The 13,670-nt window shown below is 70.5% G+C and carries 16 protein-coding genes and 1 pseudogene; 9 read left to right on the top strand and 8 right to left on the bottom strand.

The genetic code is table 11. The features are described 5' to 3' along the window. Window positions 1-21 precede the first annotated feature (21 nt). Window positions 22-441, bottom strand: coding sequence for a peptidoglycan-binding domain-containing protein (locus F7Q99_RS41945; protein ID WP_326847397.1), 420 nt, complete (start codon window positions 439-441; stop codon window positions 22-24). On the opposite strand from F7Q99_RS41945, the pseudogene F7Q99_RS43440 reads away from it, so the two are divergent. Next, a pseudogene (locus F7Q99_RS43440) lies at window positions 338-957 on the top strand (trypco2 family protein). The gene F7Q99_RS41945 and the pseudogene F7Q99_RS43440 sit on opposite strands and share 104 nt — an antisense overlap. A gap of 519 nt (window positions 958-1,476) precedes the next feature. Further along, window positions 1,477-2,256, top strand: a complete 780-nt coding sequence (locus F7Q99_RS32020; protein WP_326847396.1) for an SAM-dependent methyltransferase — start codon at window positions 1,477-1,479, stop codon at window positions 2,254-2,256. Window positions 2,257-2,347: 91 nt separating this feature from the next. Here the strand turns inward: F7Q99_RS32020 and F7Q99_RS32015 are convergent, their stop codons facing one another. The 3 genes from F7Q99_RS32015 to F7Q99_RS32005 all read right to left on the bottom strand — a co-directional run bounded on the left by F7Q99_RS32015 (window position 2,348) and on the right by F7Q99_RS32005 (window position 3,704). Continuing rightward, window positions 2,348-2,485, bottom strand: a complete 138-nt coding sequence (locus F7Q99_RS32015) for a hypothetical protein (protein ID WP_153468106.1) — start codon at window positions 2,483-2,485, stop codon at window positions 2,348-2,350. Window positions 2,486-2,798: 313 nt separating this feature from the next. Further along, window positions 2,799-3,107: an antibiotic biosynthesis monooxygenase family protein gene (locus F7Q99_RS32010; RefSeq protein ID WP_153468103.1), complete on the bottom strand. Its 309-nt coding sequence runs from the start codon at window positions 3,105-3,107 to the stop codon at window positions 2,799-2,801. Between the two features lie 207 nt (window positions 3,108-3,314). Beyond that, window positions 3,315-3,704, bottom strand: a complete 390-nt coding sequence (locus F7Q99_RS32005) for a VOC family protein (protein ID WP_153468100.1) — start codon at window positions 3,702-3,704, stop codon at window positions 3,315-3,317. 94 nt (window positions 3,705-3,798) lie between these two features. Here F7Q99_RS32005 and F7Q99_RS32000 point away from each other — a divergent pair, with 94 nt between their 5' ends. From F7Q99_RS32000 to infA, 3 genes are all read left to right on the top strand, one after another. Further along, the gene (locus F7Q99_RS32000; protein ID WP_153468097.1) at window positions 3,799-4,569 is read left to right on the top strand and encodes a TetR/AcrR family transcriptional regulator; all 771 of its coding nucleotides are present in this window, start codon (window positions 3,799-3,801) and stop codon (window positions 4,567-4,569) included. Window positions 4,570-4,937: 368 nt separating this feature from the next. After that, entirely contained in the window at window positions 4,938-5,735 is a 798-nt protein-coding gene (locus tag F7Q99_RS31995; protein ID WP_153468094.1) for a GNAT family N-acetyltransferase, read from the top strand. Between the two features lie 139 nt (window positions 5,736-5,874). After that, a complete protein-coding gene (gene infA / locus F7Q99_RS31990) occupies window positions 5,875-6,099 on the top strand; it encodes a translation initiation factor IF-1 (RefSeq protein WP_153468091.1) in 225 nt (74 codons plus the stop codon). A 144-nt stretch (window positions 6,100-6,243) separates the two neighbouring features. Here infA and F7Q99_RS31985 read toward each other — a convergent pair whose 3' ends face one another. Next, window positions 6,244-6,732, bottom strand: a complete 489-nt coding sequence (locus F7Q99_RS31985; RefSeq protein WP_153468088.1) for a MarR family winged helix-turn-helix transcriptional regulator — start codon at window positions 6,730-6,732, stop codon at window positions 6,244-6,246. A 153-nt stretch (window positions 6,733-6,885) separates the two neighbouring features. On the opposite strand from F7Q99_RS31985, the gene F7Q99_RS31980 reads away from it, so the two are divergent. Then, complete coding sequence (locus F7Q99_RS31980) at window positions 6,886-7,260, top strand: DoxX family protein (RefSeq protein WP_153468085.1); 375 nt, start codon at window positions 6,886-6,888, stop codon at window positions 7,258-7,260. A gap of 500 nt (window positions 7,261-7,760) precedes the next feature. On the opposite strand, the gene F7Q99_RS31975 is transcribed toward F7Q99_RS31980, so the two are convergent. Next, window positions 7,761-8,174, bottom strand: coding sequence for a nuclear transport factor 2 family protein (locus F7Q99_RS31975; protein WP_153468082.1), 414 nt, complete (start codon window positions 8,172-8,174; stop codon window positions 7,761-7,763). A gap of 909 nt (window positions 8,175-9,083) precedes the next feature. After that, a complete protein-coding gene (locus tag F7Q99_RS31970; RefSeq protein ID WP_326847395.1) occupies window positions 9,084-9,815 on the bottom strand; it encodes a DUF7873 family protein in 732 nt (243 codons plus the stop codon). Between the two features lie 169 nt (window positions 9,816-9,984). Between F7Q99_RS31970 and F7Q99_RS31965 the strand changes: the two genes are divergently transcribed. From F7Q99_RS31965 to F7Q99_RS31955, 3 genes are all read left to right on the top strand, one after another. Further along, window positions 9,985-10,536, top strand: a complete 552-nt coding sequence (locus F7Q99_RS31965; protein ID WP_195911341.1) for an Imm21 family immunity protein — start codon at window positions 9,985-9,987, stop codon at window positions 10,534-10,536. A 160-nt stretch (window positions 10,537-10,696) separates the two neighbouring features. Continuing rightward, the gene (locus F7Q99_RS31960) at window positions 10,697-11,011 is read left to right on the top strand and encodes a hypothetical protein (protein ID WP_153468072.1); all 315 of its coding nucleotides are present in this window, start codon (window positions 10,697-10,699) and stop codon (window positions 11,009-11,011) included. Next, a complete protein-coding gene (locus tag F7Q99_RS31955; RefSeq protein ID WP_153468069.1) occupies window positions 11,008-12,687 on the top strand; it encodes an MFS transporter in 1,680 nt (559 codons plus the stop codon). The genes F7Q99_RS31960 and F7Q99_RS31955 overlap by 4 nt, the downstream gene beginning before the upstream one ends. Window positions 12,688-12,926: 239 nt before the next feature. Here the strand turns inward: F7Q99_RS31955 and F7Q99_RS31950 are convergent, their stop codons facing one another. After that, the gene (locus F7Q99_RS31950) at window positions 12,927-13,499 is read right to left on the bottom strand and encodes a potassium channel family protein (RefSeq protein ID WP_230211107.1); all 573 of its coding nucleotides are present in this window, start codon (window positions 13,497-13,499) and stop codon (window positions 12,927-12,929) included. Window positions 13,500-13,670 lie beyond the last annotated feature (171 nt).

The following is a 13,670-nucleotide window of genomic DNA, read 5'->3' as shown; positions in this document are numbered from 1 at the left end:
CCGGCGCGCCGCTACGGAGGGTCACCCGCCCTGCGCAGCACGGGTGCGCAGCAGCTGCCAGGTGGACGGCCCGACGATCCCGTCCACCGCGATCCCGGCCAGCTGCTGGAGCGAGCTGACGGCCTGCTGGGTGTAGCTCCCGTACCGGCCGTCGATCCCGCGCGCCCCGAGGAGGTAGCCCAGGCGCTGGAGCAGGCACTGCGCCTCGGCGACGTCGTCGGTGCCGGACGTCCCGGGCTCCAGGCGTGCCGAGGCCTTCCTCGCGGCGGTGCATGGTGACCCCCCGACGATGGCCGTGCGCCAACACCGCCGCTCCCGACATGCCCTCCCAGGGCGAGTGGCGCGGGTCCGGGTCCCGCTCGGGCTCCTGGACCCGCAGCTCCAGGGTCCGTTCCCGGCGGTCGGCCAGCGGCGCGATCTCGCCGCAGGCGTGGCGGACACCGACCGGCGGTTCCTCAACTCCGAGTTGTCACACCTGCTTGAGGGCGCTCTCACCACCATCTCTCCCGGGACGCCGGACCGCCTTGACGGCGATTCGGCTATCCCTGCCCTGGCTACGCGGGAAACCGAATTCCCCCACCGGCTAAAGCCGGTGACACCCTCCGGTTTCACTGGTGGGCTTCTTCGTCCATCACCCGAGCCACCCTGGGGGCGACCAGTGATCGAGCTGTCGGACGTGATCCGTGATCTGCGGGGCCAGTTGGAGCAGGCCGTCGCCGACGGCGTCGGCCGGGCGGTGCAGTTCGAGCTGGGCGAGATCGAACTGGAGGTCTCCCTGGCGCTGGAGCGGTCGGGGGAGGGGGTGCGAGGGTGCGCTTCTGGGTCGTGGAGCTGGGCAGCGAGGGAAAGCGCGCGCAGACCGACACACAGCGCATCAGGCTCACACTGCATCCGCGGATGGCCGCCACCGGCCTGCCGCCGACGGTCTCCGGTCAGTCCCGGCGGGGCGAGCGGTGACCGGTTCGACGAGGCCGGCTCTGGTGATCCCGAAGTACCGCTCAGGAAACGGCCGGTGAGTGTGCGGTGAGAGACCAGGGAGCCGCCCACAGCGGAACGACCCGGACACGGTTGTGGGCCGCGCGCTCCTGATCCGGGGTGGTTCGGCCCGGCGCGGACGTGACGCTGAGGGAAGAGTCGCCGGGCTGCTGCCGAGAGGCCTTGGCGGTCAAGGAAGTCATGCCTCGGAACCTACCTCCCCGCACTGACAGCCACCGTTGGCGGCCGGACGCACCGCACGGGCGGGCCTGACACGGCGACGCAGGCCCTGGTAGCCGCTTCTGTGTGGAGCACGGCGGACGAGGGCCGCCGGGCGGTCCACTGTTGTTGCCTGCGGCCACCCCGCCCACGCTGATACGGTGGGAGCCGTCAACGTTCTACGGGCCGGGCTGGTCCGTCGCGACACCCGCCAGGGTTAGCGAGAAGCCCCCGGCTTCAGCCGGGGGAGGAGCCACGACGACCTCGCAACCGCTGAGCGCCGTGTCGAAGACGGCGCTGGCCGTGGCCCGGGTCCGTGCCCACGAGAGCGCAGCCGGGAACGCCCTGTTCGACGACCCGTACGCCGCGGCCTTCCTGGCCGCCGCGGGGGAGCAGATGCGCAAGCCGACCAGCCCCGGTCCGCTGGCGACCGCCCTGAGGTTCCAGACGGTGATCCGGACCCGCTTCTACGACGACGAGCTCATCCGGTCCGGCCACGCGCAGGTGGTCCTGCTCGCCGCCGGACTGGACACCCGCGCCTACCGGCTGCCCTGGCCGTCCGGGACCCGCCTCTACGAACTCGACCTGCCGCCCGTCCTGGAGTTCAAACACGGCGTGCTGGCGGCGCAGTCCGCCGCGCCGCGCTGCGACCGCACCGCCGTGGCCGCGGACCTGCTACGCCCCACGTGGGCCGACCGGCTGGTCGACGCCGGGTTCGACGCCACCCGGCCCACCGCCTGGCTGGTCGAGGGCCTGCTGGTCTACCTCACCGCCGAGGAGGCGGCCACCCTGCTGACCACCGTCGGCGACCTGTCCGCCCCCGGCAGTCGGCTCGCCCTGGAGCGGGGGCGCAGCGGACGGACCCGTCTCGACGACCCGTCCGTCGCGCACATCACCGCGCTGTGGAAGGGCGGCCTGGGCGCCGGCACCGCCGACTGGCTCGACGCGCACGGCTGGCGCAGCGAGGCCCATCCGCTCGACACCGTCGCGGCCTGTTACGGGCGGCCGATGGGCAACCCGTCCGGCACCGGCTTCATCACGGCGGTGCGGACCTCGCGCTGACCGTTCGCGCGGTTGGGCGAGGATGCGTTCGACGGCCTTCGGCCCGGCATCCGTTGTGGGATGTCCGGCCGGTACGGTTTTTGAGTGAGGGTCAGGCGCCGGGCGGGCTGACGTAGCCGGAGATGTGGTGGTCGTTGGCGAGGGCTTCGGCAGGCTTCAGGTGTGTGCGGTGGGTGACCTTGTCCGAGTAGTTGCCCTGCGCCGTCGTGGACGCCCGCGGCACCGCCAACGCCCCTACTCCCGGCGGCAGTCCGTGATCAGGCACGACGTTCGAGCGCGGTCCGCGCGAGGCTGACACGACAGGGAGACGCAGGTCACATCCGCCCATGTCGCAGACGGCCGCGCCACACCGTCTCAGGGTGTAGCAACCGACGACCCACAGGGAGCGCGCCATGGGTGCCCGCCTGAACTCCGGCTGCGGCAGCCGTCCTGACGCCGGCCGGAGAACGCCATACCGGGCCGCCCCCGCAGCCAGGCCGCGTCCGGCGACCGGCCTGGCCTGGGCGGTCGCCGGACCTGGCGAGGTGTGAGGCGGTTCAGGTTCAGATGTCGACGCTGAGCTCGTAGCCGCCGGCCTGCACGTCCTCGCACAGGGCGCGGCAGGCGCCGAAGTGCTCGGCGAAATCCGGGTTGCCCTGCCAGGCGCGCATGGCGTCGATGTCGCGCCAGGTGGCGAAGGAGACGAAGTGCTGCGGGTTCTGGATGTCCTGGATCAGGCGGGCTCCGAGGAAGCCGTCGTTGGCGTCCTTCGTCCAGGTCAGGAAGGCCCTCCAGGCCTCGACGAACTCCTCCGCCTTCCCGCTGCCGACCTGCCAGTTCCCGGATGACCAGTACTTGTTCTCCTGAAGCATGGCGGACACCTCGATTCGGTGATGCGGCCCTTCTTCAGGTTAAGCCGAGGCCGGGCAGCGTTCCCGGGGACGGGGGAGGGGAGCTCCACGCCCGCCGCGCAGCGGCTGCCGCCCCTCCCGACGCGCCGAGGCCCCGCCGGTTTCGTCCGCCCGGCGGGGCCTCGGCGCCGATGTGGGTCGTTGTCGACCGTTCGGCTCTCGATCAGGTCACTTCGCGGCCGGGACGACCCACTCGACCAGCTGGATCACCACGCCGTTGGGATCGGTCACCTGGAACAGCCTCTCGCCCCAGGGCTCCTCGCGCAGCGGCATGGTGATCTCCACGCCCTGCGCCTGCAGCCGGGCCTCCTCGCCGGCCAGGTCGTCGACGGTGAAGGCCAGGATCAGGCCGGCGGCGTGCTGGTCGCGGAAGCCTTCCGGCAGGACTTCGAGGCCTCGGCGCAGGTATATGACGTTCAGTCCGGCGTCCTCGCGGCCGAGCGAGACGAAGCCGTCGGCCGCCGTCTGCTCCTGGAAGCCGAAGTGCTCGGTGAGGAACGCGGCAGAGGCCGTGACGTCCTCGACGGTCAGTGCGACGGCGGAGCTGTTGATCTTCAAGAGTGGGTCCTCTCCGATCGGGATCCGGGTCCGCGATTCTCCGTACAGCGTATACTGTACACAGTACGGAGAATCGTCATGGCAAGATTTCCGCATGGCGACGAACCGGAGCGGAGCGGGAGACCCGGCGCGCACCCTCGCTCTGCTGTGGGGAGAACCGACGACCGCGGCCGGCCGGCGCGGCCCCCGCCAGGCACACTCGACGGCGGAGATCGCCACGATGGCCGTCAAGCTCGCGGACGCCGAGGGCGTCGAGGCCGTCACCATGCGGCGAGTCGCCCAGGCGCTCGGCCTCTCGCCCATGGCGCTCTACACCTACGTCCCCGGCAAGGCCGAGCTGCTCGATCTGATGCTGGACACCGTCTACGCCCGGATGCCGCGCAGCACGCCCGCCGACGACGGCTGGCGTGCCCGGGCCGCCGCCGTCGCCGACGACAATCGTGCGCTCTACCGCGCCCACCCCTGGGTGGCGGCCGTCTCCACCAGTCGCCCGCCGCTCGGCCCCGGCCTGATGGCCAAGTACGAGTACGAGCTACGGGCACTGGACGGCACGGGCCTGGACGACATCGAGCTGGACGCCGCGCTGACCCATCTGCTGGGCTTCGTGCAGACCTGCGCCCGGATGGCCGCCGACGAGCGGGCCGCCCGGCAGGACAGTGCGATGAGTGATGAGCAGTGGTGGGCGGGCAACGCCGAGTTGCTCGCCCGCGTCTTCGACCCGGAGCGCTACCCGACCGCGGCACGGGTGGGTGCGGCAGCGGGGGAGGCCCACGGCGGCGCGTGCAGCCCGGCGCACGCCTACGAGTTCGGCCTGAGCCGAGTCCTGGACGGCCTGGCGGCCCTGATCGAGAACCGGACGCGCTGAACCTCCCCTGACCCTGGTCAGGCCACAGAGGCACGGTCACAGACGGCGAGCCGGCCTTGAAGTGCCGCCTGCTGCCGGTGCGTTCCTGCGGGTACTCGGTCAGCTGCCCGGCCGCCCAGTCCGCCCACCCCCGGCGGACTCGGAGCCGCGGATCCCGGACGGCGGTCGCGTCCGTCGGCCGCCGGAAAAAGAGTTGGGCCGGCCGATGCCCGGCTGGTACCGTCTGCGCAGCCGTGAGAGAACGCGAGGAGGTGAGACCCATGAAGGCTGTATCCGTGTGGGTGCTCCCCCTTGTCGTCACGGTGGGCGATTGACGTAGGTGTCGCCCGGGAGCGCCTCAGGCAAGGCACTCCTGAGAGGCAACACCTATGAACTCTGTGCATTCCACCCCGGGCACCGGCAACCACGCGGTCGTGGTCACGCGGGTCTCGGACACGCAGTGGCACGCCGTCGAGGACGACCGGATGGTCGGCTGCGGCGACGCTTCGCGCCGGCCCGACGGGCGGCTCTTCATCAGCATCGACGCATGGCACGGCGCGGTCTTCGACCGCATCGCCGACGCGATGCTGGCGGACCTGCCGACACCGCTGTACACCGTGGTCGACGAGGCCGACCACGACTCGACGTCCGCCTGGGAGCGGGCCGGCTTCACCACCGCACGCCGCGAGTGGGGCTACCGCGTGCCCACCGACCCGCAGGTCACCGGGCTCGACTCGGTGCGCACCCCGTCGGGCGTGACGATCGTGCCCGCCGGCGAGGCGGAGGAGGGCCCGCTGCGCGCCCTGGACCGCGTCATCCGCGACGAGGTCGAGGCCGCCGTCGGCTGGCAGGCGATGCCGGCCGAGGTGCTGCCCCGCCCGGCGGGGACCACCGTGGTCGACCCGTCGAAGTACGCGGTGGCACGGCAGTCGGACCAGTACGTGGGATTCGTCCGCGTGGCGCCGCTGACCCGGCAGCCGCGGATCGGGCTGATCGCCGTCCGGGCCGACCGGCACCGCCGCGGCATCGCCCGGGCGCTGCTGGCCCACGCGCTGGGCTCGCTGCACCGCTCCGGGACCGCTTCGGCATGGGCCGAGGTGAACGAGTCCAATGCGGCGGCCACCGCCCTGTTCGAGGGCATCGGCGCCCGGCGCGCGGGCAGCACCCTGGAGCTCGTCCGCCGCTGACGCTCCGCCACACCGCGCCGAGCGGCCGAGCCGAGGCAGGTTCTGCTCTCGCCGCTCGGCAGTCGGCACCGCGAGCGACCGCGCACCGCATCTGCTTTCCTACCGACCACACCGTCACCGAACGGAGAAGTGAGCGACCATGACCAAAACAGCAGGGGGCATAGAAGTCGAGGGCACCGTCCTCGAGTGCCTGCGCAACGCCACCTTCAAGGTGGAGCTCCAGAACGGGCACACGGTGCTCGCCCACATCAGCGGGAAGATCCGGAAGAACTACATCAAGATCCTTCCGCAGGACCGGGTGCTCGTGGAACTCAGCCCCTACGACCTCACCCGCGGCCGGATCCGCTACCGCTACAGGTCGTAGCGGAAGAGGCCGGCCGGACCCTGCCTCGCGGCCCGGGGAGCCTCCCCGGGCCGCGGGACCCGGCAATCTTCGCGGGGCGGTGAGGTCCGCGTGGGCCGTGGGGGCCGTGCCGCGTACGGGGTGGGTCCGCCGGTGGGCGGGAGTTCAGGTCTGGCTGGGAGGCCAGGGCCGGGTTGGTCCGATCGCGGTGTTGATGCGGCGGCTGATCTCCCGGAGCTGCTTGTGCTGGGCCTTGGTGAGGGGGTCCACGAACAGGCGGCGGACTTCGGCGACGTGGCCGGGCGCGGTGGCCACGACCTTCTCCCAGCCGTCGTCGGTGAGCGTGGCGAGGGTGTAGCGGCCGTCGGCGGGATCGGGCGTGCGGTACAGCCAGCCCTTGGTCTCCAGACGCTTGGCGGTGTGGGAGAGCCGGGAGAGGGAGCTCGCGGCGAACTCGGCGAGGTCGCTCATCCTCAGCGTCCGCTCGGGGGCCATGGAGAGCCCGGCGAGGACCTGGTACTCGAAGTGGGAGATGCCTGCGTCGCGTTGGAGCTGGGCGTCCAGAGCGGCGTTGAGCCGCACGGACACGGTGGCCATGGCGAGCCAGGTCTCCTGTTCCTCGTCGTCCAGCCAGCGGGGCTCTTCTGCGTTCATGCCTGCCACCTTAGCTTGATCGTTCAACCGGGACCGTCCGCACCACTGACTTGAACGGTCAAGCAATCCGCGGGATCGTTTCACTTGACTCTTCAACCAAATCTCGCTTACGTTCAAGTTGACGGTTCAAGTAATCGAGCAGAGAAGTCCCTGATGAACATCACCTTGTGGATCATTTCGAGCGTCCTCGCCGCCGCCTTCGCCGGCGCCGGACTGATGAAGATTTCCCAGCCCCGCGAGAAGCTCGCCGCATCCGGCATGGCCTGGGCGGGAGACTTCCCGCCCGGTGCCGTCAAGGCGATCGGCGCGATCGAGGTCCTGGGCGCACTCGGGCTGATCCTCCCGGCGGCGCTGGGCATCGCCCCGGCCCTGGTCGCCTGGGCGGCCACCGGCCTGGCGGCCACCATGCTCGGCGCGGCCGTCGTACACCTGCGCCGAGGCGAGGCCAAGGCGGTCCCGGTCAACGCGGTGCTGCTGATCCTGGCCGCCATCGTCGCCTGGGGCCGATTCGGCCCGTACCACTTCTGAGCGGCGACGCGTGCAGGTCGCGGGCGGCATGGCATCCGGTGCGGGTATCGGGCTCGGTTCCCGGCGCGGTGCCCGAGCCCGGTCCGCTCCGTCGTTCCGTGCACCGGACGAGGTACCGGCGCTCGTCCGCGCCTGGGAAGTGGCCGCACCGCGGCTGGAGGAACTCCGCGAGCCCTTCGACACGGAGGCCAGCGGCTGGGCGGGCCGGCCCGACACCTTCGACGACGCCGTCGCTCATGCGCGAGTGGGGCGAGGTGGTCACGCAAACCGAGGCGCGAGGCTGGGGCCTGATCGAACTCCCGTAGTGATCACGCTCCAGCCCTGGTCGCCGAACGCGGCCGGGAACTCCCTTCCTTGGGCTGCCCGTTCGAGTACGGCGGCCAGGGCGTCGACGACATTGGCTGACACTGACAGTCAGTTGGTCTCTGGCCAGGGCCCGTGCCGCGCCCGGCCCCGTTCGGCGAGCCGCGGGTCGGTCTTCTTGAGCCCGTCGGCGATCCTCAGCTCATCAGCTCGGGCGCAAAGTAGTCGCGCAGTCGAGCGATCTTCCCGTCGCGGATGCGAAAGATCTGTACCAGCGAGACAGTCACGTCCTCCGCGTCCCCGTCCCCGTCGAAGACCGTGTCGATCTCGGCGATGAACACGTCGGGATCGGAGGTGGTGTGCAGCACGTATCCGGACTTCTCGAAGTTCGGCGAGCGGTCATCCTTCGCTTGGTGCTCGTAGTACGCCGCCATCGAGCGACGGATCTCCTCGCGACCCACCAGCCGCCTCGGGAAGGTGGCACCGGTGGGCATGAGCGGCGCCTCGAAGACACCGTCCACGGTGAAGGTCTCGGCAAGAGCGTCGGCATTCCGGGTCATGGGACCGGCGTAGACGTAACTTTGGAAGATTTCCTGCGGCGTTCGGGACATGACGGCCTCCCTGGACTTGGACACAAGAGGCCACACAATCACGGCCATGCTTCCGGGAAGGCCGTTTCCGCAGAGATACGCCTGACCGCCTGGCGCTGACCGGTCCAGATCGACGCCGGTAGCGGGCTCAGCGTCGACGCCGGGATCGACCTCATGACGGCCGGGACCCGCAGAAGCGTCCGTGGCCCGGCTCTCGATGGCATCGAGTTGGAGAAGTGGGCAGGAACGCCTGCGGCCTGTAGGGCAGCTCAAGGCCGTGATCATCGGCTACGAGGAGGCCTCGGCATCGAGGGCGACGGAGTGATCCCCATGCTGCCGGCGCAGCCGCGTAAGACCCGCATCGGCAAGCACAGGAAGCCCTGACGACGCCCGGCCGTCCGCACGGCAATGCGGCTGGCCAGGCTCCACTCCGTGAAGTACCGCCCAGCCGCTCGGTAAGCGCGGGCGGCCTCTACCAGCCGTACTGGAAGCGCGAGAGGACCCGGGAGCGTAGCCAGCTCCCGGGCCCCTGTTTGCCGCCCAATTGCGCACACCGGCACGTTTAAGGGTCGCGGATCAGATTGAAATCGACGCGTTCTACCTTTGAACTACCGTGCCACGGAGCGGCACAGACAGGACTTGAACCTGCATTCGTCGATATTCGTCCGCACCCGGTCGATCCGGCGTTCGGCGGCGAATGCTGAGACTGGAGCGAGAGTCTGAGTTTGACGGGGTCTGCCTCTGCCTGGCTTGGGCTACCCCGGCCGGTGGTGCCGGGGGGAGGATTCGAACCTCCACTGTGACCCCTGGTCAGCTTCAACATCAGTGTCAGCTTTTCGCGCCGCGCAGCGCACCCGCCCCGGTTTCCCGGAAGGGGTTCTTGGCGCGCTCGGCGCACCCGCCCGGCTCCCCGGGCGGGCGATCATGAGGCTACCGGAACAGGTAGCCGAAGACGGCGTCGCCCACCCGCTGGTCGGTGACCTCCACCGCGTTGGCCTCCTCACGGGCGAACTTGACCGCCTGCTGGAGCTTCTCCACGCGCTCGGCGAGCTCGTTCACCCGGCGGGCCGGCAGCGCGCCGGAGAACTTGACCGTGGTCCAGTAGCCGACCGCGACGTCCTCGTAGTAGACCTCGACCTGGGCCGGGTGCTTCTCGGTGGCCTCGGCCTTGACGTGGTTGCGCGGCACCTTCTTGGTCCGGATGGTGCGCACCGCCTCGGTCTTCCACGAGTCGGTGGACGGGTCGAGGTTCCAGGACTCGGAGGCGTCCAGCACCGGGAGCTTCTTCACGAAGGTGAAAAGGTCGGTGAGCTGCTTCTCCAGGAAGAGCAGGTACGGCACCGGCACCTGGGCGAGCAGCACCTGACCATCCACCACCACGTCCGCACGGGCGTCGACGTTGGCCCAGTCCTTGGTGGCCGTCACGTCGAACAGCCGGGTGAGGGTGGCCGCGGTGGACCGCAGGATGTCCTCGGCCTTCAGCTGCACCCGGGTCGACTCCGGCGGCAGCTGCTCGCCCTCCTCGTCCTTGGGCTGGTACGTGCGGGATATCCCGGCCAGCAGTGCGGGCTTCTGCAGGTCCTGGTGGGCCTGAGTCAGCTCCTGAAAGGACTTGGACTTGACGCCCTTTTCAACGGCGATGATCTGGTTCAGCTTTGCCACGTCGGGGACGCTACCAGTCCCGAACTGATCGGCGACACTCAATTTGTTGACCGAGAAGCTGTCCCGTGGTCCTTCAGTGCAGCGACAGGAAGGTCATGTCCCGGTCGCCTGCCTTGAGGAAGACCCGCTGCTCGGTGTCGTGTCGGCGGCGGGTGCGATGATCCGGCACATGAACAGTGATCCCCGCTCGACGGACGAGCCCGCGGCCCGGTTCGACTGGCCCCGGGCCGAGCCGGTCGACGGGTGGCTCGAATCGACCGACATCGCCCGGTACGCGCTGGTCCCGGAGAGGGCCCTGGTTGGGTGGGACGGCATGGAACAGGCGCTGCACCACACCTCGGAGTACGCGGACGCCTTCCCGCTGCCCGGGCACGGGGACGTGCTGACGCTCGGCGGTGAACCACTGGCCGTCACGTGGCTGCCCGACCATCTCGTCTTCGCGCGATGGTGCCACGCGGACGACGACACGGGCCTCGCCGCCGCCGTCGCGCAGGCGATCGTCTGTGACGAAGGCTGGGAGGACGCGCTCACCGTCGACCTGTGCTGCGGGCGGTACCTGCTGACGGACGCCTCGTACGAGGGCGAGCGGATCACCGGCAGCGGCGAGTACCTTCCAGTGGAGCTGACACCCGGGCGGTACCGGGCCCAGTCCATGACCGTGGAGCCGGACGAGAACACGGCCTTCCTGCTGGTGAGGCTGCTGCCCCTGCCGGCGACGTGACCACGATGTCCATGAGCAGCGACACCTTCGCGCCGGGGTCGCACAGTACCAGGTCGGCGAGCAGCGCACGGCGGTCTGGCCGACGCCGGCCCTCGGTGTGCAGATGTCAGGCGGCGCACCCGGCACTCACCGGTACAGCCCGGCTATGCGATCGGGGGGCATGCTGTTTCTGGTGATCCGGGAGATCACCGCCGCTCAGGTCGGGCGGATCACAGGGGGGCGCAGTTCTGGAAGCACCGGCCGCAGCGGCCTGACTCGCAGCGAGGACCCGTGCCCCGTCGCGTCGGGGAACAACCCGGCCGACCTGATCAACATCGCTTCGGAGAAGCTGGTCGAAGCCGGGCTGGAGATCCCGGTGTCGACGTGGTCCGTGGGCTGCAGGTCGAGGGCGGCAGACGGGTTGATCGGTCTGCCGTCTGAGCTGCGGCGGGGCGTGCGGGCGCCGTGCCGGCCGGGCGGGAAGATGCGCTCATGACGGAGACAAGCAGCGCAGCGATCGGCTCGTCTCGGCCGGACGGTGCCACGAGGCTGGTCCTTCTCACGCTGGCCTCGGGGCAGTTCGTCATGGCGCTCGACAGCTCCGTGATGAACGTGTCGATTGCGACGGTGGCGCAGGACGTGGGCACCTCGGTGACCGGGATCCAGGGGGCCATCACGGCCTACACCCTCGTGATGGCCGTGCTGATGATTCCCGGTGGCAAGGTCGGGGCGGTCGTCGGCCGCAAGCGCGCGTTCGTGATCGGGTGTGTGATCTACGGGTGCGGCTCGCTGACGACGGCGATCGCTCCGAACCTGTCGGTGCTCCTGCTGGGCTGGTCGTTCCTGGAAGGGGTCGGCGCCGCGTTGATCCTGCCGGCGATCGTGGCGCTGGTCGCCGGGAACTTCGCCGAGCGGCAGCGTCCGGCCGCGTACGGGCTGGTGGCAGCCGCCGGGGCGATCGCGATCGCGCTCGGCCCGCTCATCGGGGGCACCGCGACGACGTACTTCTCCTGGCGCTGGGTGTTCGCGGGAGAGGTGCTGGTGGTGCTCGGCATCCTGGTGCTCGCCCGGCGCGTGACGGACGCACCGCCAAGCCGGCGCCCCCGGATCGATGTGGTCGGCGCGGTCCTGTCGGCGCTCGGGCTCGGTGTCTTCGTCTTCGGTGTGCTCCGCTCCGGCGAATGGGGCTGGTTCACTCCGAAGCCGGGCCAGCCCTCCTGGTTCGGGATCTCCCCGGTCGTCTGGCTGATGCTGATCGGCCTGCTGCTGGTGTGGCTGTTCCTGCGCTGGGAGGACCGTCTGGTGAAGCGGGGCCAGGAGCCGCTGGTCGATCCGGCCATGCTGCACAACCGGCAGCTCTCGGGCGGCCTGACGATGTTCTTCTTCCAGTACCTCATCCAGATGGGCGTGTTCTTCGTCGTCCCGCTCTATCTCTCGGTTGCGCTCGGGTTGTCCGCGCTGGAAACGGGCGTACGGATCATGCCCTTGTCGCTGACGCTGCTCGCGGCGGCGGTCGGAATCCCCCGACTGCTCCCTGAGGTGTCCCCGCGGGCCGTCGTACGGATCGGCCTCCTGTCGATGATCGCCGGCGCCGTGATCCTGATGGCAGCCCTGGACCCCGGCTCGGGAGCGGAGGTCACCACGATTCCCCTCCTCCTGGTCGGCCTGGGCATGGGCGCACTCGCCTCCCAACTCGGCGCGGTCACCGTCTCCGCCGTCCCGGACGAGCAGAGCGCCGAGGTCGGGGGCATCCAGAACACCGTGACCAATCTCGGCGCCTCGATCGGCACGGCACTCGCCGGCTCGGTCATGATCGCGGTGCTCACCACCTCCTTCCTGAGCAACGTGGAACAGAGCCCGGTGATCCCCGCCGAGGTCAAGAGCCAGGCCACGGTGCAGCTTTCCGGCGGCGTCCCGTTCCTGTCGGATGCCCAGCTCCAGGACGCTCTCGCCAAGGCCGGGGTGAGCGCGGAGACGACGCAGGCGGCACTCGACGCCAACGCGCACGCACGCATCGACGGCCTCAAGGTCGCCCTGGCGATCCTCGCCCTCATCGGGCTCGTCGGACTGTTCTTCGTACAACGCATCCCGCCGAACCAGCCCGGATCCGCCCGTGGTCCAGATGACCAGCCTGCGAGCGCGGGCCCTGACGCGGGCCCAGGACAGGTGTAGGCGCTCGCGTCCCGCGCCGCTTCATCAACGGCGGGACACCGCGCCCCACCTCGGCTTGCGCCGCACCATGGGCGACTGCCCCCGGGGCATCGTCCCAGGACGAGCGAACCCACCGCGATGCCCGCGACGCCTGGGGTGACCGCGATCCCCGCAGCGACCGGCGCGAGGCCGAACCGCGCATCCGCCCCGGGTGCATGTCCGCCGGCAGCCGGCACGGCCCAGCGACCTTCGATCCGGCTTCAGCCCTCCTGCTCCGACAACCGCTTCCTCGCCACGCCGAGCAACAGCTTGATCACCACGCCGATCACCACGAGGTCCAGCAGCATCTGGACGCTCACCACGATCCGCGCCGTCTCGCTGACCGGTGTGATGTCGCCGAAGCCGACGGTCGTGAACACCGTGATCGCGAAGTAGAGGGCGTCGACCCGGGTGAGCGGCTGGGAGAAGTCGCCAGGACCGGCCAGCGACTCGGAGGCGTAGGAGCTGGCGAAGAGCACCAGGAACAGGCTCACCGACATGGTCAGCGCACGGACCACCCGGAGCATGGGGAACGGGGAGCGCAGCAGCTGGCGGGCCTGCCAGGCCACCATCAACCCCGCGCCCAGGACCGAACCGAGCAGGCCGAGCACGGCCGACACCGAGCCGAAGCCCCGCAACGGCACGACGGCGTAGAGCACCAGCAGGCCGGTCAGCGCCAGCGCCGTCTCGACGACCACACGCGACAGCATGGCCACGCGCCTGCGGCGCGGCAGCTTCGACCAGCCCGCCGCGGCCCGCGCCGGAAGGGCGGGGCCCGGCTCTCCCTCTCCCATGCATCCTCCCGCCGGCCGGCCCGCACGCCGGCTCACCACAGTCACGGACGCCGCCGGCCGCGGGCACCCCGGGCCAGGGGCCGTCCGCAGCGGCCGGCGTCACCCGCACGGGCCGCCCGAGCTCTCGCCCAGACGGCGGGGCGTCGACCGGCGCGGTCCTGTCCCGGTCCA

It is taken from the genome of Streptomyces kaniharaensis (assembly GCF_009569385.1).
GTDB classification, from domain to species: domain Bacteria; phylum Actinomycetota; class Actinomycetes; order Streptomycetales; family Streptomycetaceae; genus Kitasatospora; species Kitasatospora kaniharaensis.
This window is presented reverse-complemented; position numbering and strand designations above follow the sequence as displayed.

Coding starts and splice junctions, on each gene's coding strand:
- F7Q99_RS31955 (WP_153468069.1), top strand. CDS start 11,008: ATGACGGAGACAAGCAGCGCAGCGATCGGCTCGTCTCGGCCGGACGGT.
- infA (WP_153468091.1), top strand. CDS start 5,875: ATGACCAAAACAGCAGGGGGCATAGAAGTCGAGGGCACCGTCCTCGAG.
- F7Q99_RS32000 (WP_153468097.1), top strand. CDS start 3,799: ATGGCGACGAACCGGAGCGGAGCGGGAGACCCGGCGCGCACCCTCGCT.
- F7Q99_RS31950 (WP_230211107.1), bottom strand. CDS start 13,499: ATGGGAGAGGGAGAGCCGGGCCCCGCCCTTCCGGCGCGGGCCGCGGCG.
- F7Q99_RS31985 (WP_153468088.1), bottom strand. CDS start 6,732: ATGAACGCAGAAGAGCCCCGCTGGCTGGACGACGAGGAACAGGAGACC.
- F7Q99_RS31995 (WP_153468094.1), top strand. CDS start 4,938: ATGAACTCTGTGCATTCCACCCCGGGCACCGGCAACCACGCGGTCGTG.
- F7Q99_RS32010 (WP_153468103.1), bottom strand. CDS start 3,107: ATGCTTCAGGAGAACAAGTACTGGTCATCCGGGAACTGGCAGGTCGGC.
- F7Q99_RS31960 (WP_153468072.1), top strand. CDS start 10,697: ATGCTGTTTCTGGTGATCCGGGAGATCACCGCCGCTCAGGTCGGGCGG.
- F7Q99_RS31975 (WP_153468082.1), bottom strand. CDS start 8,174: ATGTCCCGAACGCCGCAGGAAATCTTCCAAAGTTACGTCTACGCCGGT.
- F7Q99_RS31965 (WP_195911341.1), top strand. CDS start 9,985: ATGAACAGTGATCCCCGCTCGACGGACGAGCCCGCGGCCCGGTTCGAC.
- F7Q99_RS31980 (WP_153468085.1), top strand. CDS start 6,886: ATGAACATCACCTTGTGGATCATTTCGAGCGTCCTCGCCGCCGCCTTC.